This window comes from Flavobacterium psychrolimnae, assembly GCF_003312425.1.
Lineage (GTDB): Bacteria > Bacteroidota > Bacteroidia > Flavobacteriales > Flavobacteriaceae > Flavobacterium > Flavobacterium psychrolimnae.
Window position 1 is genome coordinate 112737 of record NZ_QNUX01000007.1, and the last position, 25366, is coordinate 138102.

23 protein-coding genes are annotated in these 25366 nt (G+C 35.4%); 13 read left to right on the top strand and 10 right to left on the bottom strand.

The genetic code is table 11. The features are described from left to right. The first annotated feature begins 1 nt into the window (after position 1). From msrA to DR980_RS09140, 5 genes are all read left to right on the top strand, one after another. Positions 2–616 (top strand): peptide-methionine (S)-S-oxide reductase MsrA, encoded by a 615-nt coding sequence (gene msrA / locus DR980_RS09120; RefSeq protein ID WP_113635290.1) that lies wholly within the window; start codon positions 2–4, stop codon positions 614–616. Between the two features lie 209 nt (positions 617–825). Further along, the gene (locus tag DR980_RS09125; protein ID WP_113635292.1) at positions 826–2133 is read left to right on the top strand and encodes an amidohydrolase; all 1308 of its coding nucleotides are present in this window, start codon (positions 826–828) and stop codon (positions 2131–2133) included. 237 nt (positions 2134–2370) lie between these two features. Next, positions 2371–3156 (top strand): CHAD domain-containing protein, encoded by a 786-nt coding sequence (locus DR980_RS09130; RefSeq protein ID WP_113635294.1) that lies wholly within the window; start codon positions 2371–2373, stop codon positions 3154–3156. A gap of 67 nt (positions 3157–3223) precedes the next feature. Next, a complete protein-coding gene (locus tag DR980_RS09135) occupies positions 3224–4306 on the top strand; it encodes a glycoside hydrolase family 130 protein (protein WP_113635295.1) in 1083 nt (360 codons plus the stop codon). Positions 4307–4350: 44 nt separating this feature from the next. Beyond that, complete coding sequence (locus DR980_RS09140; RefSeq protein WP_113635297.1) at positions 4351–4836, top strand: nuclear transport factor 2 family protein; 486 nt, start codon at positions 4351–4353, stop codon at positions 4834–4836. 53 nt (positions 4837–4889) lie between these two features. Here the strand turns inward: DR980_RS09140 and DR980_RS09145 are convergent, their stop codons facing one another. Continuing rightward, positions 4890–6452: an NAD(P)/FAD-dependent oxidoreductase gene (locus DR980_RS09145; RefSeq protein ID WP_113635299.1), complete on the bottom strand. Its 1563-nt coding sequence runs from the start codon at positions 6450–6452 to the stop codon at positions 4890–4892. Positions 6453–6665: 213 nt separating this feature from the next. Here DR980_RS09145 and DR980_RS09150 point away from each other — a divergent pair, with 213 nt between their 5' ends. Beyond that, positions 6666–6899 (top strand): hypothetical protein, encoded by a 234-nt coding sequence (locus DR980_RS09150; RefSeq protein WP_113635302.1) that lies wholly within the window; start codon positions 6666–6668, stop codon positions 6897–6899. 60 nt (positions 6900–6959) lie between these two features. On the opposite strand, the gene recQ is transcribed toward DR980_RS09150, so the two are convergent. Continuing rightward, positions 6960–9155 (bottom strand): DNA helicase RecQ, encoded by a 2196-nt coding sequence (recQ, locus tag DR980_RS09155; protein ID WP_113635304.1) that lies wholly within the window; start codon positions 9153–9155, stop codon positions 6960–6962. A gap of 85 nt (positions 9156–9240) precedes the next feature. Between recQ and DR980_RS09160 the strand changes: the two genes are divergently transcribed. The 5 genes from DR980_RS09160 (at position 9241) to DR980_RS09180 (ending at position 12670) form a co-directional block, all read left to right on the top strand. Continuing rightward, positions 9241–10206, top strand: coding sequence for a KpsF/GutQ family sugar-phosphate isomerase (locus tag DR980_RS09160; RefSeq protein ID WP_167400553.1), 966 nt, complete (start codon positions 9241–9243; stop codon positions 10204–10206). After that, positions 10206–11021: a twin-arginine translocase subunit TatC gene (gene tatC / locus DR980_RS09165; RefSeq protein ID WP_113635307.1), complete on the top strand. Its 816-nt coding sequence runs from the start codon at positions 10206–10208 to the stop codon at positions 11019–11021. The genes DR980_RS09160 and tatC overlap by 1 nt, the downstream gene beginning before the upstream one ends. Continuing rightward, positions 11014–11367, top strand: a complete 354-nt coding sequence (locus DR980_RS09170; protein ID WP_113635309.1) for a carboxymuconolactone decarboxylase family protein — start codon at positions 11014–11016, stop codon at positions 11365–11367. The genes tatC and DR980_RS09170 overlap by 8 nt, the downstream gene beginning before the upstream one ends. A gap of 104 nt (positions 11368–11471) precedes the next feature. Beyond that, a complete protein-coding gene (gene lptB, locus DR980_RS09175; RefSeq protein WP_113635311.1) occupies positions 11472–12212 on the top strand; it encodes an LPS export ABC transporter ATP-binding protein in 741 nt (246 codons plus the stop codon). 89 nt (positions 12213–12301) lie between these two features. Then, positions 12302–12670 carry a four helix bundle protein gene (locus DR980_RS09180; protein WP_113635314.1) on the top strand — a complete coding sequence of 123 codons (369 nt, stop codon included), beginning with the start codon at positions 12302–12304 and terminating at the stop codon, positions 12668–12670. Between the two features lie 106 nt (positions 12671–12776). Here the strand turns inward: DR980_RS09180 and DR980_RS09185 are convergent, their stop codons facing one another. Beyond that, on the bottom strand, positions 12777–13640 hold the full coding sequence (locus DR980_RS09185) for a glycoside hydrolase family 25 protein (RefSeq protein WP_113635317.1): 864 nt from the start codon (positions 13638–13640) through the stop codon (positions 12777–12779). A gap of 8 nt (positions 13641–13648) precedes the next feature. Next, positions 13649–14365 carry a CDP-alcohol phosphatidyltransferase family protein gene (locus DR980_RS09190; RefSeq protein WP_113635453.1) on the bottom strand — a complete coding sequence of 239 codons (717 nt, stop codon included), beginning with the start codon at positions 14363–14365 and terminating at the stop codon, positions 13649–13651. Positions 14366–14772: 407 nt separating this feature from the next. Here DR980_RS09190 and DR980_RS09195 point away from each other — a divergent pair, with 407 nt between their 5' ends. Both DR980_RS09195 and DR980_RS09200 read left to right on the top strand, forming a co-directional pair. Then, the gene (locus DR980_RS09195; RefSeq protein ID WP_449404194.1) at positions 14773–15843 is read left to right on the top strand and encodes a putative type IX sorting system protein PorV2; all 1071 of its coding nucleotides are present in this window, start codon (positions 14773–14775) and stop codon (positions 15841–15843) included. Between the two features lie 233 nt (positions 15844–16076). Further along, the gene (locus tag DR980_RS09200; protein WP_113635457.1) at positions 16077–17216 is read left to right on the top strand and encodes a lipoprotein N-acyltransferase Lnb domain-containing protein; all 1140 of its coding nucleotides are present in this window, start codon (positions 16077–16079) and stop codon (positions 17214–17216) included. Between the two features lie 236 nt (positions 17217–17452). Here the strand turns inward: DR980_RS09200 and DR980_RS09205 are convergent, their stop codons facing one another. The 6 genes from DR980_RS09205 to DR980_RS09230 form a co-directional block, all read right to left on the bottom strand. Further along, positions 17453–18847 (bottom strand): exopolysaccharide biosynthesis polyprenyl glycosylphosphotransferase, encoded by a 1395-nt coding sequence (locus DR980_RS09205; RefSeq protein ID WP_113635319.1) that lies wholly within the window; start codon positions 18845–18847, stop codon positions 17453–17455. Between the two features lie 399 nt (positions 18848–19246). Beyond that, complete coding sequence (locus DR980_RS09210; protein WP_113635322.1) at positions 19247–20599, bottom strand: O-antigen ligase family protein; 1353 nt, start codon at positions 20597–20599, stop codon at positions 19247–19249. 6 nt (positions 20600–20605) lie between these two features. Then, positions 20606–21691 (bottom strand): glycosyltransferase, encoded by a 1086-nt coding sequence (locus DR980_RS09215; RefSeq protein WP_113635325.1) that lies wholly within the window; start codon positions 21689–21691, stop codon positions 20606–20608. After that, positions 21688–22806: a glycosyltransferase gene (locus tag DR980_RS09220; RefSeq protein ID WP_113635328.1), complete on the bottom strand. Its 1119-nt coding sequence runs from the start codon at positions 22804–22806 to the stop codon at positions 21688–21690. The genes DR980_RS09215 and DR980_RS09220 overlap by 4 nt, the downstream gene beginning before the upstream one ends. Before the next feature lie 14 nt (positions 22807–22820). Next, on the bottom strand, positions 22821–23822 hold the full coding sequence (locus DR980_RS09225) for a glycosyltransferase family 2 protein (protein WP_113635331.1): 1002 nt from the start codon (positions 23820–23822) through the stop codon (positions 22821–22823). Next, positions 23819–25363, bottom strand: a complete 1545-nt coding sequence (locus DR980_RS09230; protein ID WP_113635333.1) for a glycosyltransferase family 2 protein — start codon at positions 25361–25363, stop codon at positions 23819–23821. Before DR980_RS09230 ends, DR980_RS09225 begins: the two co-directional genes overlap by 4 nt. Positions 25364–25366 lie beyond the last annotated feature (3 nt).

The following is a 25366-nucleotide window of genomic DNA, read 5'->3' on the forward strand; positions in this document are numbered from 1 at the left end:
CATGAAGAAACTACTTTTAGTGTGCCTTTTGGCAACAACTAGTTTGTTTGCCCAAAGTAAAGCACCAAAGCAATCCAATCTTGAATCCATCACTTTAGCCGGCGGGTGTTACTGGTGTGTGGAAGCCGTTTATGAAAATTTAAACGGAGTACAATCAGCTATATCAGGTTATGCAGGCGGTAAAAATGCGAATCCTACCTACGAAGATGTGTCTACGGGAAGGTCTGGTTATGCCGAAGTAGTGCAGATTACTTACGACAAAAATGTAACGAATCTGGATGAAATTTTCAAAGTTTTTTTTACGGTTCATGATCCAACTACGCTAAACCGTCAAGGTGCCGATGTAGGTACACAATACCGTTCTGCCATTTTTTATAAAAATGAAATTCAAAAGAAAGCTGCACAAACAGTTATCAATGACCTTAAAAAAGCTAAAATTTATGATAGTCCAATAGTAACAACAATAGAACCTCTGACCAAATTTTACAAAGCAGAATCCTATCATCAGAATTACTATGAAAATAACAAAACACAGCCTTATTGTCAGATGGTAATTCAACCCAAAATGGAAAAGTTTGAAAAACTATTTAAGAGCAAATTAAAGAAGCAAAAATAAATTCGTAAGCTGCCGTCTTGTTGTAACAAACAAGGCGGTTTTTTTTTATATTCTACTCACAGAAAGATACTTTAGGCCACTATTTAAAATTCCCTCCAGGCAAAATAATTTTGCTATATTTGTTTTCAACCAACTTTATTTAGTACCAAAACAGACTAAATTTCAATTAAATTAAAGCTGTTACCCAACCAAAATTTAAACCACAACTAATGAAAAAAACTATTCTTTTTGCTGGCTTATTTACGTATTCTATTTTTGCTGCAGCACAAAATTCCGATCTTAAAATTAAAGTGGCTCAAAAAGCAGCATCTTTAGAATCCAAAGTCAGCTCTTGGCGAAGAGATTTTCACCAAAACCCCGAATTAGGCAATCGAGAATTCAAAACAGCCAAAAAAATAGCAGTGCATTTGCAATCGTTGGGTATAGAAGTACAAACTGGCGTAGCCAAAACGGGTGTTGTAGGTATTTTAAAAGGAGGAAAACCCGGTCCAGTAGTCGCTCTTCGAGCCGATATGGATGCATTACCCGTAACCGAAAGAGTAAATATTCCTTTTGCTTCCAAAGCAATGGGAGAATATAACGGTCAGCAAGTAGGCGTCATGCATGCATGCGGACACGATTCGCATATTGCCATGCTGATGGGAACAGCTGAAATCCTCGCTTCTATCAAAAGTGAATTAAAAGGAACAGTAAAATTCATTTTCCAACCTGCTGAAGAAGGGCCGCCCGAAGGTGAAGAAGGTGGAGCTGCACTAATGGTTAAAGAAGGTGTTCTTGAAAACCCAAAAGTTGATGTGATTTTTGGATTACACATTAGCGCTGATACTGAAATCGGCAAAATCAATTACCGACCAAAAGGAGCCATGGCGTCATCGGACTGGTTCAAAATAAAAATAAAAGGAAAACAGTCCCACGGAGCCAGCCCATGGCAATCCGTAGATCCTATTGTTACCGCTTCCCAGATCATATTGGGTTTACAAACTATCGTGAGTCGCAATGTAGATCTCACGGAATCAGCAGCTGTGGTAAGTGTCGGGAAAATCACATCCGGTGTAAGAAGCAATATTATTCCGGAAGAACTTGAAATGGCAGGAACAATTCGGACTTTAGATAAAAAAGTACAGGAAATGATTCACAACCGAGTGAAACAAATCACCACTAATATCGCAGAAAGCGCAGGAGCCGCCGCTGAAATCAGCATTACAAAACAAACATTGATAACCTACAATGACCCAACATTGACCGAGAAAATGGTACCAACACTGGAAGCTGTGGCTGGAAAAAGCAATGTGATACTAACTCCGGCAGCAACTGGAGCAGAAGATTTTTCGTACTATCAAGATAAAATACCCGGACTTTTCTTTTTCCTTGGCGGAATGCCGAAAGGCAAAAATCCTGCCGAAACAGCCTCACATCACACACCTGATTTTTATATTGACGAAGGTGGCTTTGTGTTAGGAATGAAAGCGATGTCCGAATTAACAATAGACTACATGGAAATGAATGCAAAAAAATAAAACCTTATAACTGAAAATTTTAAAAATTTAAAAAACAACAACCGAAAAGAGATTTTCGGTTTTTTTACGCCTTTTAGTAAAATAAAAATAATAAGCGATTGATTTACAAAAACTTAAATAAATTTATCGCCATATTATTGTAAATTTACTTCAATAGCTTGAACTGCTTTTATACAAAGGATTTTAAAAACCGCATAAGGAATTTATAGAAAATCAAATCAATTATTTGGCTGCGAAATGAAAGAACTTGTTACATATTTTAAAACCAGAGAAAGTGCTTTGAACCTCATTTTGGAAAAAGCACCCGAATCATATTCTGTAGAAACTTTTCATGAACTCCGCGTTGAAATCAAAAAATTGAAAGCATTATTTGAGTTAACTGCCTTTTGCAAAAAGAACTTTAAACCCAGAAAAACCTTTAAACCTTTCAGTGTTATTTTCAAACAAGCCGGTAAAGTAAGAGAACTTCAACTGCAACAAACCATTCTTGAGGAGCAGCCATATTTTAGTTTACTAAAAAAATATCCGAATCAACTAAAAAAGCTTGAGATCAAAGAAATACAAAAATTTTTCTTGTTTACAAATAAAAGCTTGATCAAAAAGTTAAATGAAAAACACCTCATAATCATCGATTTTCTTGCAAAAACAGGCAAAAAAAAAGTAAATCGCTACCGGAACAAAACGAGAAAAGAGATAAAAAAACAAATCTCTAAAGATGCTTTTAAAAAGAATGAAATCCACAATTTTCGGAAACGATTAAAAGTGTACCAATACAATGAGAAAATATTCCCCGTTGCCCAATCAAGCAAACTGATTTCAACTCAAACGCTATTATCGGATATGCTTGGAGAATGGCACGATTTCGAAGTTGCTATCCTACATTTAAAAAAAACAATCCCATCCTATAAGACAAATTCAAAAGAAAGAAAGCATCTTAAAAATATCAAGGCGGTGTTAAGTTTAAAAAGAGAATTGTTATTTCATAAAATAAATGCAACTTTACCTTGCAAGACTTTTTTATAAATATTTTAAACAATTGAATGTTAATTAACTAAAGGAATAATATTCCTTCTTAAATATTTTGAACAGTATGAAACAAATCTTTACGCTATTATTATTTACTTTAATTGGTTGTAGCAGTAATTCTGCATATAAATCCGAAACGAAAAGCAAAGATTGGGCAATGCTCAACTTTGTAAAAGTAGATAGCATTAACCCAATTTTAGAACCTCAATTAAATCAAGTTTTTCAATCCCCATTAAGCAACAAACAAGTACATTGGGAAGAACGGAATGTACTTAATCCATCTGCAATTGTCAAAGACGGAAAAGTGTATCTTATATACAGAGCACAGGACAAGGAAATGACCTCCAGATTAGGTCTGGCCATCAGCGAAGACGGACTGCATTTTAAAAAACAACCGGCACCCATTTTTTATCCAGATAACGACACGATGAAACAGTACGAATGGAAAGGTGGCGTTGAGGATCCAAGAATAATTGAAAGTGAAAACGGAACGTATATCATGACCTATACTTCCTATGATGGCAAAATAGCACGACTTTGTTTAGCCAGCTCAAAAGATTTAAAAATATGGACAAAACACGGTTTAGTTTTAAAGGAGGAAAAATACAAAGATTTGTGGTCAAAATCCGGAGCCATCGTTTGTAAACAAAGCGGTGAAAAAATCACAGCGACAAAAATTAAAGGCAAATACTGGATGTATTTTGGAGATACTGATTTATACCTTGCAACCTCCGAAGATCTTATCCATTGGGAAGTAGCCGAAAACGAAGAAAACAAAAAAATGATTGCCGTTTTACATCCTCGAATGGGTTATTTTGATAGTCGTTTGGTTGAACCTGGTCCTTTTGCTTTAGTTCAAAAAGAAGGTATTGTACTAATTTATAACGGAAGTAATGCCGCCAATTTCAACGATCCAAATTTACCTAAATTCACCTATGCGGCAAGTCAAGCACTATTTGACAAAGAAAAACCCTATAAATTAATAGACCGAATGGAGAATTATTTTATTCATCCTGACAAGCCTTATGAAAAAACAGGCGAAGTAAATGAGGTTTGTTTTGTAGAAGGATTGGTTTATTTCAAAAAACAATGGTTTCTGTATTATGGAACTGCTGATTCAAAAATTGCCGTTGCTGTTAAAAAATAAATATTAATCTCACGTACAAACAAACCCAAAAAATATAATTTACAATGAAACAAAATCGATTCAAATTTACGTTCTTTTTAAATCTAATTCTTGCGTTAGTTGTAATGAACACTGCGACTGCGCAAGAAAAGAAAGTAGCGCCGACATCAGCCGAACTATACAAGGAAATCGAAAAAATGGACGAGATTATGTTTGAAGCGTTTAACAAAAAAGATTTCGAAAAATTCAAATCTTTATTTACTGAAGATTTAGAATGGTTTCAGGATAATGGTGGATTACTGTCGTATGAAACTGTTTTTAACAATTTTTCAAATATGTTTAAAAACGAAAACAAACTAAGGCGAAAACTAGTCAAAGGAACGCTGGAAGTCCATCCTGTAAAAGACTACGGAGCGATTGAAATTGGCGTTCACGAATTCCGCCACATGGAAAACGGGAAAGAAGAAATTGGAACCTTCAAATTTCTAATGATTTGGAAGAAAAAAGACAATCAATGGAAAATAGCGAGAGTAATTAGTTATGACCATTGATTACAGAAATATTAAAAGCGATTTCTATATTTTGAAGAATCGAAAAATATATTTTATTTGTTCAAAATCTCACCGATCATCAACGCACATTTCTCACCATCAATAGCAGCAGATATAATCCCACCTGCATAACCCGCGCCTTCTCCACAAGGATAAAGTCCTTTTATTTGAACATGCTCGTAAGTCAATGGATCTCTGGGAATACGAACTGGCGAAGATGTTCTGGATTCCGGAGCATGAAGTATCGCTTCATTGGTCAGATAACCACGCATCGATTTTCCAAATTCAGTGAATCCTTCTCGCAATATTTGTGTTAGAAATTCAGGAAAAACTTGTCCCATTTCTACTGAAGTCGTTCCGGGAACATAAGATGTTTTGGGAATATCTGATGAAACCCTATTTTGCGTAAAATCAATCATGCGTTGTGCGGGAACTTTTTGGCTTTCTCCTGCCAAATGCCAAGCGCGCTGTTCGATACTTTTTTGGAATTCCATTCCGGCCAAAGCACCAAATTTCGCAAAAGGTTTAAAATCCTCCAATTGCAATTCAATTACAATTCCGGAATTGGCAGTAGCCTGATCCCTTTTGGATGGCGACCAACCATTCGTAACCACTTCGCCGGGACTCGTTGCACAAGGTGCAATTACGCCGCCGGGACACATACAAAACGAATACATTCCCCTTCCTCCTACTTGTTTCACAATAGAATACGGAGCCGGAGGTAAAAATTCCCCACGATAATCACAACTGTATTGAATACTGTCAATTAATGATTGTGGATGCTCTGCCCGTACGCCCAAGGCAAAAGGTTTGGCTTCTATAAAAATCTTTTTTCGATCCAATAATTCGAAAATATCCCGAGCTGAATGTCCGGTGGCCAAAATAATTTTATTAGCAAGAATCGTATCGCCTTTTTGGGTAACAACACCTTGCACTTCATTATTTTTTAATAAAATATCTGTCAAGCGGGTTTCGAACAAAACTTGTCCGCCAAATTCGATTATTTTCTCCCGAATATCCTGAATAATTTGAGGTAATTTATTAGTTCCAATGTGAGGATGTGCTTCAATAAGAATATCGGCTGAAGCTCCAAAAGCAACAAATAATTCCAAAATTCTAGTTACATCGCCTCTTTTTTTAGAACGCGTATAAAGCTTTCCGTCCGAATAGGTTCCTGCTCCGCCTTCGCCAAAACAATAATTAGAATCTTCGTTCACAAGATGATCCACATTGATGGCTTTCAAATCTCGACGTCTGCCACGAACATCTTTCCCACGTTCAATAACGATTGGTTTCAACCCTAACTCTATCAATTGTAATGCAGCAAAAAGTCCCGCAGGTCCTGCGCCAACAACAATTACTTCTTGAGCCGAAGTAACGTTTTTATACTCTGGAAGTTGTAGTTTTTGCTCTTGAAAAGGTTCTCCCTTCATGAAAATCAAAACCTTAAGATTGATTTTAATGGCTTTTTGGCGGGCATCAATCGATCTCTTTAGGATAGAAACATGCTGAATTTCATTTACAGAAACGCTAATTTGTTTGGATAAATGATTTTTTAACAACAAATCGTTTGCTGCAATTTCCGGGGATACTTGTAATAAGAGTTCTTGAGGCATTTTCTAAATTATTCGATTTTTAGATTATTAGACTTTGATAAACCGCCCAACAATCTTGGTACAAAAGTAGTATTTTGTAGTGAATTCTTGTTATCGAAAGTAGATTCCGTTGTTCAACTCTTCAAATTAGCTTGTTTTCAATTTAGACTTTGTAACTTTGTCCTTTAAAACAGCTAACCGTTTAAACCGTTAACTGATTAATCTTAGAAAAAAATGTCTAGAAAAATAAAATTGATTTGGGATTTTCGTGGACCGGCTTCCGCAAAAACAGCCGAACATCATGAAATTCACTTAAAAGAATATATCGCAATTGAAAAATTACCGTTAAACATTACTGGTTTTGAAATTCAAGGCGAAATGCAAGCCATTGCTTTTATGGTTGTCACCGATGAAAACATGATTCAGGTTCGCGATGCTTTGAAACCGCATCGAGCAGAACTTTTTTAGTTCGCAGTAATCAGTATTCAGATTGCAGAAACCCTGAACACTGATTACTGATCACTTTTTTTAATTAGCAACTTCGCTGATAAATTTGATACGCATCAGACGCAATTCGTCCAAATCATAATCTCCATCAAATTCTTTTAAGGCAGATTCAATATTATCGGATTCTGATTCCATAAAATAATCATGAATTTCTTCCTGTTGATCATCATCAAGCATATCATCAATCCAGTATTTGATATTCAGTTTAGTTCCTGAATAAACAATTTGTTCCATTTCTTTAATTAGCGCATCCATATTGATTCCTTTGGCGGAAGCAATATCATCAAGAGATAATTTTCTGTCAATGTTTTGAATGATATACAGCTTATTGACTGAATTGACTCCCGTCGATTTTACTACTAAATCTTCTGGACGAATGATATCATTATCTTCTACGTATTGGCTGATTAATTCTAAAAATTCTTTTCCGTATTTTTTAGCTTTTCCTTCACCAACACCGTGAATATTGATTAATTCTTCCTGAGAAACAGGATACTTCAAGGCCATATCTTCCAGCGATGGATCTTGAAATACCACAAAAGGGGGAACGCCAGCTTTTTTAGCCACTTTTTTACGTAAATCACGCAACATGCTCATCAGAACTTCATCTGCAACTCCAGTAGATTTTGAAGCCGTAACTATCGCTTCATCCACTGATTCATTGTACTCATGATCCTCAGACATCATAAACGATTGTGGATTTTTTATAAAATCCAGTCCTTTATCTGTAATTTTTACAATGCCATACGTCTCAATATCTTTCGATAAAAATCCGGCAACGAGTACTTGTCGCAATAAGGCCATCCAGTATTTTTCGTCATGATCGGAACCACATCCAAAAAACGACTGAGCATCCGTTCTATGTGCTTTGATAACCGCATTGACGCGACCAATCAATGTAAAAACAACTTCTTTTGATTTGTATAAATGTTTGGTATCCCGTACTACTTGCAACAGTTGCACGACTTGATCTTTAGCCTCAATTTTTGTTTTCGGATTTCTCACGTTGTCATCCATATCGGCTCCTTCACCGGTAACATCATCAAATTCCTCCCCGAAATAATGCAACAGAAACTTTCTTCTGGACATCGAAGTCTCGGCATAAGCCACTACTTCCTGCAATAAAGCAAATCCTATTTCTTGTTCGGCAACGGGTTTCCCCGACATGAATTTTTCTAATTTCTCTACATCTTTATAGGAGTAATAGGCCAGACAATGTCCTTCGCCACCATCACGACCGGCACGACCCGTTTCCTGATAGTAACTTTCAAGTGATTTAGGAATATCATGATGAATTACAAAACGCACATCCGGTTTATCAATTCCCATCCCAAAAGCGATGGTCGCGACCACCACATCAACATCTTCCATAAGAAACATGTCTTGATGTTTGGCTCGAGTTTTAGCATCCAATCCCGCATGATACGGCACTGCACTGATTCCGTTTACCTGCAAAACTTCGGCAATTGCCTCCACTTTTTTGCGGCTCAGGCAATAAATAATACCGGATTTTCCTTTATGTTGTTTGATAAAGCGAATAATATCCGATTCGATATTTTTCGTTTTAGTACGTACTTCGTAGTATAAATTAGGTCTGTTGAATGATGCTTTAAAAGTAGTTGCATCAGTCATATCTAAGTTTTTCAGAATATCTTCCTGCACTTTTGGTGTTGCTGTGGCAGTTAAACCAATAATAGGAACATCACCCAATTGCTTGATTATGTGTTTTAGATTGCGGTATTCCGGTCTAAAATCATGTCCCCACTCTGAAATACAGTGTGCTTCATCAATGGCCACGAAAGATATTGTGACGTTTTTCAGGAAATTCACATATTCCTCTTTGGTCAATGACTCTGGCGCTACATAAAGCAACTTGGTCAGTCCGGAAGTAATATCTTTTTTTACTTGGGCAATTTCAGTTTTGGTAAGAGAAGAGTTTAAAACATGAGCCACACCATTTTCAGAAGACAAACTTCTGATGGCATCCACCTGATTTTTCATTAAAGCAATCAAAGGAGAAACCACAATGGCAGTTCCTTCCTGAATTAAAGCAGGCAATTGATAACAAAGTGATTTTCCTCCGCCAGTGGGCATGATCACAAATGTATTCTGTTGATTCAGGATGCTTTTTATGACTTGCTCCTGCAATCCTTTAAATTGGCTAAAGCCAAAATACTTCTTTAATTCTTTGTGTATGTCAATTTCGTTTGGATTCATTCTTTATTATGTGGTATTTTGTATAAATTTGCAACACCTAAAGGTACAAATTTCTTTTACACATACAAATTTTAATCATTCTGTTTTGATCACTAAAGAAAATATATTGGCTAGTGCCAAAAAAACTATCTTATCGGAAAGCCAATCTATAGCTAAACTAACTGATTTTCTGGATGAAAACTTTATCGAAGCGACACAAAAAATCTATAATTCTAAAGGACGATTAGTAGTGACAGGAATTGGAAAAAGTGCTATTATTGCCCAAAAAATGGTAGCTTCTTTTAATTCTACCGGAACACCGTCACTTTTTCTGCATGCCGCTGAAGCCATTCACGGTGATTTAGGCATGATTCAAAACGAAGATGTGATCATTTGCATTTCAAAAAGTGGCAACAGCCCTGAAATAAAAGTACTGGTTCCGCTATTAAAACGTTTTGGAAACACCTTAATTGCAATCACCGGTAACATGACCTCTTTTTTGGCTAAAGGCTCTGATTTTGTTCTGAACACCACGGTAGATGCAGAGTCTTGTCCCAACAATCTGGCCCCTACAAACTCTACCACAGCACAACTTGTAATGGGTGATGCTTTGGCCGTTTGCCTGATGGAAATGCGCAATTTCAAACCCGAAGATTTTGCCGTCTACCATCCTGGAGGAGCATTAGGCAAGAAATTACTGTTGCGTGTCAAAGACATGTTGGAACACAGCCTAAAACCTATGGTTGCTCCGGATGCGTCCATCAAGAAAGTTATTTTCGAAATTTCCGAAAAACGTCTTGGCGTGACCGCAGTAGTTGAAAACAACAAAGTAATCGGAATTATTACCGATGGTGATATTCGAAGAATGTTAAGCGACAGAGACACTTTTGCCGATTTAACCGCCAAAGACATCATGACTAAAAATCCAAAGATGACAACTTCCAGCGCTATGGTAGTAGATGCATTGAATATAATGGAAGATTTTTCCATTACACAATTAGTAGTTGTTGACGAAAGCGAATATAAAGGCGTATTGCACTTACACGATATTTTAAAAGAAGGAATAGTATAATGACAAAAAAGAACTTAAACGAAATGTCGTTTTTAGATCATCTTGAAGAATTAAGATGGCTATTAGTTAGAAGCACAGTTGCAATATTAATCTTGGCCACCGTCACATTTTTTGTGAGTGATTACATTTTTGATGTTGTTATTTTTGGTCCTACAAATGCTAATTTCATAACCTATCGCTTCTTTTGCGACCTTTCCAATCAATTGGGTTTTGCTGAAAGCATCTGCGTGACAGACATGCCTTTTATTATCCAAAACACAAATATGGAAGGCCAAATCAACGTTTTGATTTGGACCTGTATCACCGCAGGTTTCATCTTGGGCTTTCCCTTTATACTGTGGGAAGTTTGGAAATTCATAAGCCCTGCATTATACGATTCAGAGAAAAAACATGCGAAACTTTTTATTTTTTCGTCTTCGTTACTTTTCTTTCTAGGTGTACTTTTTGGCTATTATGTAATTGTACCCATGTCCGTCAACTTTTTCGCGACATTCACCATCAGTGATGTTGTTAAGAACCAGTTTAGTATTGATTCGTATATAGGACTGGTAAAAACAAGTGTTATCGCTTGTGGCTTGTTCTTCGAATTACCAATAATCATCTATTTCCTAACCAAACTAGGCTTAGTAACGCCAGATTTCTTAAGGAAATACTGGAAATATGCTGTAATTATCATTCTGATAGTTGCGGCAATTGTAACACCGCCGGATGTGGTTAGCCAAATCATTGTAACCATTCCGATGTTATTAATTTATGAAGCAAGTATCCTGATTTCAAAAATAGTAGTAAAAAATCAAAAAAAAGTAAATGGCTGATATAATAGAAGAATTCAACGAGTACCGTTCAAGAATGAACGAAAAATTATTGGCAGACAATAATAAAATAGTAAAACGTATCTTTAATTTAGACACTAATGCTTATGCTGCAGGTGCCTTGGATGTAAAAACGAAAGAATTACTGGGATTAGTGGCTTCGGCAGTTTTAAGATGCGATGACTGCGTAAAATACCATTTGGAAACCAGCCACAAAGAAGGTGTTACCAAAGAGGAAATGATGGAAGCAATGGGAATCGCAACCCTTGTGGGCGGAACAATCGTAGTGCCACATTTACGTAGAGCCTATGAATTCTGGGAAGCATTAGAAGAAACTGCAACCAAATAATTTGTTAAGAAGTTCAATCGTTTAATTGTTTATTCGTTTATTTGACACGAGTAAACAATTAAACGAATAAGCAGTTTTACAGTTAAACGATTAAACCAAAAAAAATGAAATTAAGAGCCGAAAATCTGATTAAAACCTATAAAGGACGTAGTGTTGTCAAAGGCATTTCGGTTGAAGTGAATCAAGGCGAAATCGTTGGACTTTTAGGACCAAACGGTGCCGGAAAAACAACTTCTTTTTATATGATTGTAGGATTGGTTAAGCCAAATTCAGGCAATATATTCTTGGATGATTTGAACATCACCGATTACCCGATGTACAAAAGAGCACAACAGGGAATTGGGTATTTGGCTCAAGAAGCTTCTGTTTTCAGAAAACTAAGTATTGAAGACAATATCCTCAGTGTCCTACAATTAACAAAACTATCCAAAGCCGAGCAAGAAGCAAAAATGGAAAGCTTAATTGCCGAGTTTAGCTTAGAACACATTCGTACTAACAGAGGTGATTTACTTTCCGGTGGAGAACGTCGTCGTACTGAAATTGCACGTTGCCTGGCCACCGATCCAAAATTTATTTTACTGGATGAACCTTTTGCGGGTGTCGATCCAGTTGCCGTAGAGGATATTCAGAGAATTGTAGCCCAGCTAAAAAATAAAAATATCGGTATTCTTATCACCGATCACAACGTACAGGAAACCTTGGCGATTACGGACAAAACCTATCTGATGTTTGAAGGCGGAATTTTAAAAGCGGGCATTCCGGAAGAACTTGTTGAAGATGAAATGGTGCGTCGCGTCTATCTTGGACAAAATTTCGAGTTGAGAAAAAAGAAATTGGAGTTTTAGAAAAAGTGGTCAGTTTTTAAAAAAGTGGTCAGTGGTCAGTCTTAAATACAGTGGTCAGTACTCAACGTTTATTTTTAAAAACAATAATTATGAAATTCCAAGACTTATTAGCGTATCAGAAATCATTTTCTTTAGCAATGAAAATCTTTGAAATAACAAAATCATTCCCAAAAGAAGAAATGTATTCTTTGACAGACCAAATCAGACGTTCTTCTAAAAGTGTACCAGCTAATATTGCAGAAGCCTATAGAAAAAGAGTTTATCCTAAACATTTTCATAGTAAATCAACCGATTCCGATGCTGAAAACTCAGAAACTCAAGTTTGGCTGGAATTTGCGCTGAAATGTAATTATATCAATGAAAATACCCATAATGAGTTATTAAATGAAAGTAATGAAGTTGGTAAACTAATAAATTACATGATTTTAAATCCTCAAAAATTCGGAGTTAGCGTTTAGAAATATCAACTAATCACTGTCAACTGAATACTGATATCTGATCACTAATCTCTGAATACTGAACATTAATCTCTGATCACTGAATACTGAATACTGATCACTAAAACTACTCCACAGTAATAAACTGCAATTGCTGTAAATCACCATTGTAAATATTGACATCCACTTTCCCTTTTATCCCGGGTACAGCTGCTTTCTCTGTGAATTGCCAAAACAGCCAATCTTCACCAATTTCTTCTCGGTAAAAATTATAATTCGCAATCCAAAAAAGATAATCACCGAATTCTTCTTTTAAAAAATCATCATAATAACGCTCACCGGTATAAATAATCGGTTTGACTCCGTAATGAGATTCTATAGCTTTCAACCATCGCTTAAGTCCTAATTTAAGATTGGCAACAGACTGATTTTTAGGAAGTTTTTCAATATCTAAAACGGGTGGTAAATCCCCTTTTTCAAGCGTGACGGTTTTAATAAAAAGTTCGGCTTGCTCCAATGAATTCTCGTTTGGTCGGTAATAGTGATAGGCTCCCCGAATCATTTTATTTTCTTTGGCGCCAAGCCAGTTCCGTTCAAATTTTCGATCTTTTCGATCTTTCCCAACCGTAGCGCGGATAAAAACATAATGCAATGGATATTTTTGTTCTAAAGTATCCACATACGACCAACTGATTTTTCCCTGATACTCTGAAACATCAATACCAATACTTTTTCCCTCATGTTTTTCCAGAACTTGGAAATTTCGAACATCCGAAATACGTTTCGCATTTCTTTCCACACTGCTGATTTTATCCGATTTAAAACCCAAATAATAGGATAAACCATTTCGATAATGATAACCAAATCCTAAAATCAATACAATAAAAAAAGTAACAATCGAATAGCGTAAAAAGTTCCCAGAGAAAAAAGTAGCTTTCTTTTTGGGTTTACGAACTGCGTTTGACTTTCTTCGAACGGGTTGTTTTCTCATTCAAAAGATTACTTTTTGAGTACTTTATTATTCAGAACCGACAATAAAACATAAAATAGTATCAACAACGGAATTCCTAAATAGCGAAAGAAGACCAATAACAAAAGCGAACAAGTCAGAAAGATAACTTGAAGCGCATTTTCTTTAAAACTAAACTTCTTGATTTTCAAAGAGAATAACGGAATTTCAGCATTCAGCATATAAGCACTCAATAATGTCACCACCAATAAAAACCAAGGGTTAGTCAATAATTCGATTAATATTAATGAATCCGTATATTTCAAAACCAAAGGCAGACTTAGGATAAATAGTGCATTCGCAGGTGTTGGCAAACCAATGAAAGAATCCGTTTGACGAGTATCAATATTAAAATTTGCCAGACGATAACAAGACCCCAGCGCAATTATAAAACCTAAATAAGGGAAAAACTGCAAATGACCTGCCGCTGCGGTTGAAGCATGGCTAATCATCATTTGAAACATTACTAAACCCGGAACAACACCACTTGTCACCATGTCGGCCAAAGAATCCAACTGCAATCCAAGCGGACTGGAAACGTTGAGCAATCGGGCAAAAAAACCATCAAAAAAATCCAAAAATATACCCAGACAAACAAAATAAAAGGCCATTTCAAAATCTTGATTGAATGCAAAAACCAACGCGATACAACCACAAAAAAGATTAAGGAGCGTAATTAAATTCGGAATATGTTTTTTAATAGTCATCATAATACAGTTTAAGGAATCAAAGTTGGCAAATTTAACATAATAAATGGTTGCTATGGATATTTTTCAATAGAGATTTTTAGAGATAGTTTCTATGTAGCCCTGTCAGGGTTTTGAACCCTGATAGGGCTGTCCTATAAACAACATCACGAATTCAAACTACATTCCTTATCTTTTGCACACATTACACTCTCGATTTATTTAAGGAATAAAATAACTATCCGAAAAATCAGCGAAAATCAGTCTCATCAGTCTCATCCGCGTTCTATTAGTAATATCCTAACGTTTCTTTAAACTAAAGAATTAGTCCCTCTCACTAAATTCAATAGCAAAATGAAATAACCTCAATTAAAAATTATATTTTTGATAAAAATTAAACTTACATTACGTTTGTAAAAACAACACCCTTGAAAAAAAGCTTTTTAGTAGCAACACTTTTCGTATGTACCCTGATGTACAGCCAGGCCGTTAGGAAATATTCAAATGAGTTTATGAATATCGGCGTAGATGCGGCTGCATTGGGTATGTCAAATACTGTCGTGGCTTCCACCAATGATGTCAATTCCGGATATTGGAATCCTGCGGGACTTATCCGTATGGAAGACCACCAAGTGTCTTTCATGCATGCTAATTATTTTGCGAATATTGCACAATACGATTACTTGGCATATGCCAGTCCAATAGATGATCGCAGTGCTTGGGGAATTTCACTAATCCGTTTTGGGGTAGATGATATCCTAAACACTACCGAACTAATCGACAGTCAAGGAAATATAGACTACAACCGAATCAGCCTTTTTTCGACTGCTGATTACGGATTTACTTTTTCTTATGCGCGAAAATTACCGGTTCCTGGATTTCAATACGGTGTGAATGCAAAAATCATCCGACGCATTATTGGGAAGTTTGCCAATTCTTGGGGATTTGGTTTTGATGCCGGAATCCAATTCGAAAAAAACAACTGGCAATTTGGATTAATGCTCCGCGACATCACCACTACCTATAATGTGTGGAATATTGACGAAGATGAATATCAGAAAATTGCAAACGCTATACCCGGTGAAAATCAAGACTTACCGGAAAGCACTGAGATCACAGCTCCAAAAGCACAGCTGGGTATTGCTAAAAAGTTCATCATCCGTTACGATTACAGCATTCAGGCTGCAGCCAATGTAAACATGCGTTTTGCCAGAACCAATGATGTAATTGCTACCGATTTTGTCAGTATCGACCCAGCTTTGGGATTGGAATTTGGATACACTGATTTGGTTTTCGTTCGTGCCGGAGTAGGAAATTTTCAGAATGTACAGCAATTAGACAGCACCGAAAAAGTAGGTTTCCAACCAAATATTGGTTTGGGATTCAAATACAAAGGGATTCAGATTGATTATGCGTTAACCGATTTAGGGAATCAAAGCGCTGCTTTATATTCCAATATTTTTTCGGTAAAGGTGGATTTAGGAATGTTTAGAAATTAATAGAGGAGGAGATTTAAAATCAAATAGCATAATGGAATTACTGTCCACTTTTCCGAAGTTCATTCCAAGTTGTATCAAACCGTTTAAATAACAACCCTTTCTTTAACAGAAAAACTTTGTGCGCCATTTTTCTTTCTTTGAGTATCTTTGTCAGACAAATTTAATCAATGAAATCGAAAAGGAGTTTTTTTTTAAAACAAAATCACATTTTATACCCTTTTAACAGCAAACGAATGCATACATCATTTTTCAAAAAAATAGCGCTACTCCTCCTCGTATTTTCAACGGTAAATTTTAGTTTCGGGCAAAACATACAATTATCAAAAAACACGCATGTTAGCGTAATCACTTGTGGAACGGGTAATGAATCGTATTCGCTTTTTGGACACACGGCAATACGAGTACAGGATACAACTAACGCCATTGATGTAGTTTATAATTATGGCGCATTTGACTTCAATACGCCAAATTTTGTAATGAAATTCATAAAAGGAGATTTGCAATACTTTGCTGTTGCGCATTCCTATGCTGATTTTATCAGTCAATATCAGTATGAAAAAAGATCCGTTTATGAGCAGGAATTAAACATTCCGGTTGATTTAAAACAAAAATTATTTGACAACCTGAATATTTCTTTGGCTTCGGGAGAAAGTCATTATACCTACAAATTCATCGACAAAAATTGTACATCGATGGTAGTTGACATCATCAATAAAACGCTGGACACAATTGCCATCGTAAAAAATACCGATACAGACATCACCTACAGAACCATATTGTACCCGTATTTTGACGGTCATTTTTATGAAAAATTAGGCACCAGCATTATCTTCGGTAAAAAAGTAGATCAATTAGGCACGCAAATTTTTCTACCATTTGAATTACAAAAAAGCCTCGAGAAAGTTTCTTTTCAAAACCGTCCGCTGGCACTTGAAAACAAAACCATAATCGAATTCAAAAATGAAGTTCCTATGTCTTGGTGGAATAATCCTTATACGTACTTCATAGTGCTTAGTTTCATCGTGTTTATAAACAAAAAAAGCATCGATTTGTTCTACCTCAGCATCATGGCCATAATTGGGATTTTCTTTTCGTTTGCAGGATTTTATTCGTTACATCTGGAATTAGGATACAACTACAATATTTTATTATTCAATCCAACCTTAATAGGCTTACTTTATTTTTATTGGACGAAAAACAAAAAAGTAATTTACAATTTGGCGCTATTCAATATACTATCAGTAGTGGTTTATTTCTTTTTTATAATCAACAAAGCACATTTAGTATTAGTACTGCCATTGGTAGTTTGCAGCGGGGTTGTTTTAGTGAGACTGGCCATTCAAAACAAAAAAAGAATTCCAATCATAATATAAGGACTTCTTCTATTACTTTAACTTAAATTACTCTTGACATTAAGCCTTTTAACCGCTAATTAGCTAATTTTTTAAAGGTATTACTTGTGTAATTCGTAGCTAAAATAATTATTTATTGGTCGTTACAAAATGTCCTAAATTAAAAAAACTCATTCTATAATCCGTTTAAATCTGTGCAAATCTGTGGCAAAGAAATAAAGCATTGCCATAACAATTAATAATAATAATAATAATAATTACTGCCCCCTATAAAACAATACGGTAGTTATAGTTTTGAAAGCAATGTTCAAATCCAGATAAATACTGCGGTGCTTGATGTAATACAAGTCATACTGTAGCTTGATTAAACTATCATCAATCGTTTCCCCGTACGAATAATTAACTTGTGCCCAACCGGTAAGTCCCGGCTTAATGATGTGTCTCGTCTCATAAAAAGGCATTATTTCGGCAATTTCATGAACAAAAACCGGACGCTCCGGACGTGGACCGATAACAGCCATTTCTCCTTTTAAAATATTTATAAACTGCGGAAACTCATCCATTCTGGTTTTACGCAAAAATTTGCCAAAAACAGTCACACGAGTATCATTTGTAGCAGTAAAAACCGCACCATTCGATTCGGCATTTTTCACCATCGTGCGGAATTTCAAAATTTCAAAAACAACACCATCTTTTCCAACGCGCTCCTGGGAATAAAACAAACGTCCCCTGTTTCCTATTGCATTTCCAACCAATATAATTGGAAAAAGAACAAACCCTACAACAAGACCAAATAAGGAAACTACAATCTCAAAAACACGGACGGTTAACAGGTATAACTTATTCTGATTGCTTCGACTGAAGGGGAAAAAACGATAAAAATCTCGCGACATATACTGCACGGGAATTCTTTGTGTTTTACTTTCATAAACCTGAGTATACTCTCGTATAATATTTCCCGACTCTAATAAATGCAACAATTGTTGGTATAAATCAGCGGTAATTCCTTCTGTTTTTTGAGAAGCAATCACAATTTCAGAAATCCCATTTTCTTTTACAAAGGAGAACAGATCATCTCTTTTGATGTGTTGCACATAATGGAATTCTTCCATTTCTTCTTCGACGCCATCTGTGTTAACAAAACCAACTATTTTGTAATGAGGATCTATATTTTCCAAGCCAAGAATCAATTCTTGTACCTGTTCCTGATCACAAATTAAGATAGCTTTCTGAAAAAATCTAGTAGAAGCCAAAAAGGCAACATACAGCATGCGCCAAGTAAACAATGAAACAAATATAACCACAAAAAACAGCAAAATTTGAAATCGGTTGGAAGGCAGTTGCGGTGAAAAAAACGGAGTAAGTAAATATACTAAAACAGTGGTCGAAACGGTAATCAAAGTGCTTTTCAACACTTGAAATTGGTTGCTGGCTACCTGAAGATTGTACATTTCGAAAATAGTGCCAAATACATTCAGATAAACGGCCAGAACAATTGTCCAGTAATAATTAGTTGCTGATAATGCGAAATAATCAAAATCAAACACATTACCAGTCAGATACAATGCCGTCAAAACAAACAGAACATCAAAAAGCCGAAGAATCGACTTTCGTTCTGATATTTCAAAATGCATTTTGTCAACTGAAAACATGGGTGGTATTTAGTATTATAGGCGCAATTTAGTGCTTTTGTACCAAAATAAAATTAAGATATGTTAATTTTTTTAACAAATTTTCCTTTTTAGCAAAGTAATTTTTATTTACAATCAATTAGTATTAATGAAATGCTTCACAAACAAAATTTAGACATTTTTTATATACAAAGACCTCTGGAATCTTGTTATTGGACTAAAATGACAACATTCAGCAATTACAGTAATTTTAGGCTCCCTTTAGGGCTCGAATAAAACGAAGAATAGAGCAATTATCTCTTGATTCTTGCATCTTGATTCTTGCATCTTGATTCTTTTATCAATATTCTTGTCTCTATATTCTTGTCTCTATATTCTATATTCTTCACTCTATATTCTCTTTTCTATAATCTATATTCCTTACTCTCCCTCTCCCAGAATCTTTTTTCTGGAAAATCCCAACTGCACATTGAGTAACGACAACGAATACACAAAGGCAGGTGCGGCTGTACGCATGGCAGCATGATTAATGGTTAAAAACCAAAAGGCAACAAAGCATAACAAAAACATATTGAACTTATTTTCTAAATACAAAACCAACGGTGTAAAAAACAAAATCAGCAATGCTACTACACCTAAAGAGCCATGTTCCGCTAACATTCTCGTAATTTCATCATGAGACAAAACAGAAATTCCTGTCTCTTCCTCACGAACTTCGGTCCCTTTTCCAACACCTACCCCAAAAATAGGATTCTTCAAAAACGTATCGATCTCGTTTTGGGCCACATCCTCCCTACCAGTAAACTGACTTTTTTTCACCCTTCCGGCAGCATCTTGATTGGAATACCGTTTATTAATCAAACCACCTGTCTGAAAAGAAGTATACGTCCAAGTGGCGAACATGGCAAACACTAATAGCACAATGATATAATTCAATTTGACCCTGCCACCATAATTGGATTTAAAATATAGAAACACCAGAAGCAAAACAATCATCAGAAATCCAGTAATCATTCCACCTCTGGAAAAGGTAAGCATCCCGCGATACGTGATATTTAATGCAACTATCAGATTAAGGATAATTTGAAATTTTGTCTTAGAATCCAATATCACTCGGGAGAAAAAGATAAACATTCCCAAACCTAAAATCGTAGCCACCTGATTGGGTCCATAACCACCGGAAGTTTGAAAATTAGATTCGGTTCCGGTAATAACCTCCTGAACATTGGGCGTATAAAAAGTAAGGTACACCATACAAGTAATGATAGGCAATCCCAGACTCAGCAATACACTATTGATTTCTGCTAAAGCAATCTTTCGGCGAAACGTATACAAGGAAGCAAGCCCCAAACAAACGGGACCGGAAATATTAAACGCAATGGCCTTCCGAATATCCGTATCAAAGTTTAATGTAAACGTCGAAATAATAACACTGGGGACTAATAACAGTAGAAATATCCAATAAGGCACTGCTCCTTTAGAAAATCCGCTGTAATACATTCCAATAAAAATAAAGACCATCACCCCATACTTAGAAATCTCATACAATGGATTCCCACCGGTCATCCTCAAAAAAACTTCACTCCCTACTACGTATGCCGCGGCAATTAACGCTTCATTATTTCTATTTTGTTTTTTGATGATGTAATAAATTCCAAAAATAAAAATCGAATACCCGTAAATCTTAGCTGTAAAAGGCAACAAAAAGCCCAATGCACCAACCACCACATGGAAAAGAATTAAATAGAGATAGGATTGATTCTCGTTTTTCATTTGTAACTATGTTGAATTAGAAAGTGTTTTGTAATTCATAATTAATAGATCAATCACTTTTTCTTTTGAATAATTATCTAAAACTAATTCCTGCAAATGTAGTGCAAAACTAATTCTTAAAGATTCTCCAGAAATCATTTTGTACAATTGAAGCTGAAGCTGAAAAACATCTAATGGATTAAACAATAATCCGCTAAAATCATCTTTTATGAACGATGGACAATACCCTACATTTGTTGATAATACCGGTAATTTTGCCAAACCATATTCTAATAATGTTACAGGAAATCCTTCGGATGTTGATGCTAATAAGCCAATTGTTGCTTGAGAAAGTATGTGCTGTATATCATTCCTTGAATCATAAATAAAAATAAATTTATCTAAATTATTTTTACTTATAAATTCCTTCAAAACAACAGAATAATCATCTTTATAATCTTTGCCTATAAAGTGTAAACTCCATCCTAGTTCCTTTAAATTCATTTTTGCGAAGGCCCGCAATATAGTTATATGATTTTTAGGTTCTTTTAGATTTGCCAAACATACAATTCGTTTATCCTTTTCTCCTTTTAAAAAAGTTTCCTTTAAAATAGTATCGTCAAAAACAGCAAAATTAGGAATATAATAGTTTTTTTTGGTCCATAAGTTTTTAGTAGCCCAAACTTCTAATTGATGATTAACAACAAATGTACAAGAGAAAAAACTGGAACAAAATAATAATATCAAATTATTCCATATAGATTCTTCAGCCCTTGCCCCATAATGCTCATGCCATATTAGTTTAATTTTGGGATACATCAACTTTAATAATACCCCAGTGAAAAATGAGGTTCCGTGCGCATGCACTATTGTTATTTTATAACGCTTTACGAATGATTTTAATTTCAAAAGTGCCCTAAAGTCTAAAACGTTTTTTTTTTTTAATAATAAATAGGAAACTTTATCGTTAAGTTGCTTTTTTAGAGCACCTTCTCTTCTTGTAACCACTAAAGCAGATAGAGTTATACTTTCAGAAAGGGCATTGGCATAGTTTAAGGCTAGTCGCTCAGCACCACCAACTTCAAGTGAATCTATTAGTTGTAATACTCTCATGGTAAAATCAATTTTTTAATCTCCGTATGAAATACTTCCAGCGTATAACTTCTAGACCAGTCCGCAGCCTTATTTAGTTTACTGTCAAAATCCGTTTGATTCTGTAAAACAGCCTCTATTAGTAGACTATCATGCTCTAAATTCATTCCCAGCAAAACCCCTCTACTCCCATAATCCAGCATAAAAGGGACACACGAAACTGAAGTAGCAATAGGAACGCAACCCCAAAACATTCCTTCGGCAATCACTTTTGGCCACCCTTCACTATCGGAGGGCAATACTACGAAATGACTGTCTTGATAGGCTTGCTGTACGGTAGTCTTGGATTGATTCCCTTCTAAAGTAATAATGGACTCCAACTTGTGCGCTATAATATAATCCTCAAGTATTTTCCTCTGAACTCCTTCGCCATACATACGCAAACGAACCAAATAACCTTTTTTATGCAGTCTTTCAATCAACTGAATGGCATACAACGGCTGTTTTCCTTTGACTAAAGTACCCACAAAGACAAAATCAATTCTGCCTGCCAACGCTTTTGGCGTTAGCGCCATTTTTTCGTAATCCGAATACGTAGCAGTGAAAAAAGGTTTGATATTTCGGGAACTACCCTCCCATTCGCCATAAACTAAAACCTGCATATTTCGGGTCAAAAAGGAATTACTCAATATCCATTTTTGAAGTCGATACGTCCAAGGTTGCTTCGATTTAGGGTCCCAATTCCCGGCGTATTTGGCCGTTTTGGGAGTATTGGAAAATAAAATTTGAACTATACATCCCAACAACCCGATATTTCCTGGACAACGCAAATGAATGTGATCGGCATTTTTCATAGCAATAAAAATATGCCAACAAATCCCCGGAATTTTAAAAAAAGCATTGAAGATGCTTTTAAAGTTCAGTATATCAAAATTAGTAATCGCATTAAATTTGATATGAGGATGATTATAAGCACAATCGATAGCGGTTTTATCTTTTGATGCTATTGGTGCTACTATCAAAACCTCTTCTACGTAGTTTCCCCAAACATTCATTTCACGAACATAAGGAGCATATGCATAATATTTGTTCTCTTCTTTTATGTGAGGAACATGGGTGATGATAACAAACTTCATATTTAAAATTCAATTTATATATTTTTTTTGGGGCTATTTAACCACAAACTCCACCAACCTACAGTTCTGCCTACTGCCTCCGTAAAAGCTTCTTTTTTACTACTCCCAGTTAAAGTATTACTAAATCGAATACCGGTCAAAAGCAAAGTAATAGCATGCCATTTTAGTTGATGTATAAATGTTGGCTTAGGATTTTTAGTCCTCCATACATACCAACCGTTACGCACGACCATTTTTCCGTATTGATATTTATTAGGTCTACCTGATGCATCGTGATAATGGTACAATGTTGCAGCGGTATTCAAGTATAATGTACCCATTTTAGCAACTCTTAAAGTAAAATCAGCATCTTCATACAGCCCATAGCCTTCAAAATAAGTTGAAAAATGCAACGTATCAAATACTTTTTTTCTAAACGAAGAGACTCCACCCATCAACATCTCTACTTCATACGTTTTCCCGCTGGGAGGCAAAAACCCCACGCTGCGACCATGTGAATATAAGGAAGAATATCCAGGCGGACAATCACTATCCAATCCCAATTTTTTTCTCAACACAAATCGGCTACCATCTTTTCTTTTCCATCCGTCAAAATAAAACTCATCCATTTTTGGCTGATATTTCTCTCCAACAAATTCAATTTTAGTTTCATCAATAATATACCCTCCAACACCTAAAGTCTCTGGAAATATTTGATATGTTTTTAATAGTTCTTCAAAATAAGTAGCTATTAAAACGATATCATCGTCTAAAAAGCATACAACTTCTGAATCAGCTGCAACTCTTTCAATTCCATAGTTACGTTGTTTTGTTAAACCACGATATTCTGGTGGAACGGAGTAATAATTTAAATGATCAAATGGATTATTCTCTAAAATTAACGTCGTATCCTGATTAGTGGAGCCATCGATAATTAAAATTTCATCTGGATATATTGTTTGCTCTTTCACAGACTTTAATAGTTGTAATAAAGGCTCAGCACGCATGTACGTACAAATTATTAATGAAAATTTCATGAATCTATTTTTAATTGATTAGCCCAATAGACACTTTGATTCCATTGCTTATTAAAAACTGCGAAATATTGAAAAGGATCCCTACTCTTTTGATGCTTATAATACTTAAAAAACAAAACGGTTTTATACCCTAAGATTTGTTGTTTGGTGTTATGCGTAATCAAATACAGCATCACTGTAGGAGAAGGCTTTGGCTGAATAAGTTCATCATGCCACTTCAATATTGGTTTCGTTCTAAATCCTCCAACTGGCGCTTTTAAATGTAATATTGAAGGTTCTGGCAAAAATAAAACATCATACCCTTGATTTCGCAATAGCATGCCAAAATCACTGTCTTCCCCATAACCAAATTCATAACCAAGATTAAAACTACGGTTTTTTAAAATGTCACTTGCAACAAAACTACAACCAGAACCGAAACTTCCCCATTGAAAAACAGTATTAAAAGTGGGCACTTCTTTTTCCTGCAAACAAGATAATGAAACTGCTTTTACTCCAAATTTTTCAATATTTTCAGAGGTTTTTTCGATAAAGTCTCCGCCAATTCTGATATCATCATCAGCAAAGAAAACCCATTTGTTTTTAATTTGTTTTAGAGCCACATTTCTGGCACTGCAAGCTCCTGCCTGATGCGTGAAAATATGTTGTATTTCAAAAGGCCACTGTTCAGTTTCTATATAATCCAATTCACTTTTACTAAATGGTTCTGGATTTTGTTCCACAATAATAATTTTCTGAGGTAAAAGACTTTGCTTTGAAAAATCTTTTAACACATCATATAAATATTTTTTCCTCCCAATTGTTGGAATTATAACATCTATGGTTCCTTTATCTGCTATCACTCTTGATGATTGAACGACAATATCATTTATATTTATTTTATTATTAAATCTTCTTTTAGAAAAAAGTGCGGAAATAAAAGGATAAAACAAAATTTTACGTTCATATAAAAGCAAATTCAACGCTAACAAAAACACCCATCGCGTTTTATAATGTTGCTTCACAAAACGAAAAAGTGTAACGCTGGATGCTGTAGCAGTTGAATCCATTATTTCTACCGACTTCAAAAGCTGTGGTTCGGAATAGCATAATAATCCTAACGGCATGCATAACTTAGCCAGTGAACTCAAATAATAATCAAAATAGGGTTCACAAATTATTTTATCACCTATTGCATTCAAAACAGAAGCGTGAATAACCCCAACATAACTACTCATTTGCCACGTGGGATACGACACCATTTTATTAACGTTAATAAATAAAGATTCCTCTACATATCCGATGGAATTATCAAAAAAATTATTTGATTCCGGTCGAAACGAAAGCATCATTTTATTATGATGATGAAGCGTATTAATTTTTTCAAGAGCAAGATGTTCTTTATAATTGGAATGACACCAAACTATTTTTTCATCAGGAAATACAGCCGCTAACTGAATCAAGCCCGCCGAAATTGTACCTGTACAATCAAATTTAATTTTTTGATTATCCATGCTTACTACATCGGTAATTTTATTCCCCAAATGATAGATTACAATCAAAAG

Coding starts and splice junctions, on each gene's coding strand:
- msrA (WP_113635290.1), top strand. CDS start 2: ATGAAGAAACTACTTTTAGTGTGCCTTTTGGCAACAACTAGTTTGTTT.
- DR980_RS09125 (WP_113635292.1), top strand. CDS start 826: ATGAAAAAAACTATTCTTTTTGCTGGCTTATTTACGTATTCTATTTTT.
- DR980_RS09130 (WP_113635294.1), top strand. CDS start 2,371: ATGAAAGAACTTGTTACATATTTTAAAACCAGAGAAAGTGCTTTGAAC.
- DR980_RS09135 (WP_113635295.1), top strand. CDS start 3,224: ATGAAACAAATCTTTACGCTATTATTATTTACTTTAATTGGTTGTAGC.
- DR980_RS09140 (WP_113635297.1), top strand. CDS start 4,351: ATGAAACAAAATCGATTCAAATTTACGTTCTTTTTAAATCTAATTCTT.
- DR980_RS09145 (WP_113635299.1), bottom strand. CDS start 6,452: ATGCCTCAAGAACTCTTATTACAAGTATCCCCGGAAATTGCAGCAAAC.
- DR980_RS09150 (WP_113635302.1), top strand. CDS start 6,666: ATGTCTAGAAAAATAAAATTGATTTGGGATTTTCGTGGACCGGCTTCC.
- recQ (WP_113635304.1), bottom strand. CDS start 9,155: ATGAATCCAAACGAAATTGACATACACAAAGAATTAAAGAAGTATTTT.
- tatC (WP_113635307.1), top strand. CDS start 10,206: ATGACAAAAAAGAACTTAAACGAAATGTCGTTTTTAGATCATCTTGAA.
- DR980_RS09170 (WP_113635309.1), top strand. CDS start 11,014: ATGGCTGATATAATAGAAGAATTCAACGAGTACCGTTCAAGAATGAAC.
- lptB (WP_113635311.1), top strand. CDS start 11,472: ATGAAATTAAGAGCCGAAAATCTGATTAAAACCTATAAAGGACGTAGT.
- DR980_RS09180 (WP_113635314.1), top strand. CDS start 12,302: ATGAAATTCCAAGACTTATTAGCGTATCAGAAATCATTTTCTTTAGCA.
- DR980_RS09185 (WP_113635317.1), bottom strand. CDS start 13,640: ATGAGAAAACAACCCGTTCGAAGAAAGTCAAACGCAGTTCGTAAACCC.
- DR980_RS09190 (WP_113635453.1), bottom strand. CDS start 14,365: ATGACTATTAAAAAACATATTCCGAATTTAATTACGCTCCTTAATCTT.
- DR980_RS09200 (WP_113635457.1), top strand. CDS start 16,077: ATGCATACATCATTTTTCAAAAAAATAGCGCTACTCCTCCTCGTATTT.
- DR980_RS09205 (WP_113635319.1), bottom strand. CDS start 18,847: ATGTTTTCAGTTGACAAAATGCATTTTGAAATATCAGAACGAAAGTCG.
- DR980_RS09210 (WP_113635322.1), bottom strand. CDS start 20,599: ATGAAAAACGAGAATCAATCCTATCTCTATTTAATTCTTTTCCATGTG.
- DR980_RS09215 (WP_113635325.1), bottom strand. CDS start 21,691: ATGAGAGTATTACAACTAATAGATTCACTTGAAGTTGGTGGTGCTGAG.
- DR980_RS09220 (WP_113635328.1), bottom strand. CDS start 22,806: ATGAAGTTTGTTATCATCACCCATGTTCCTCACATAAAAGAAGAGAAC.
- DR980_RS09225 (WP_113635331.1), bottom strand. CDS start 23,822: ATGAAATTTTCATTAATAATTTGTACGTACATGCGTGCTGAGCCTTTA.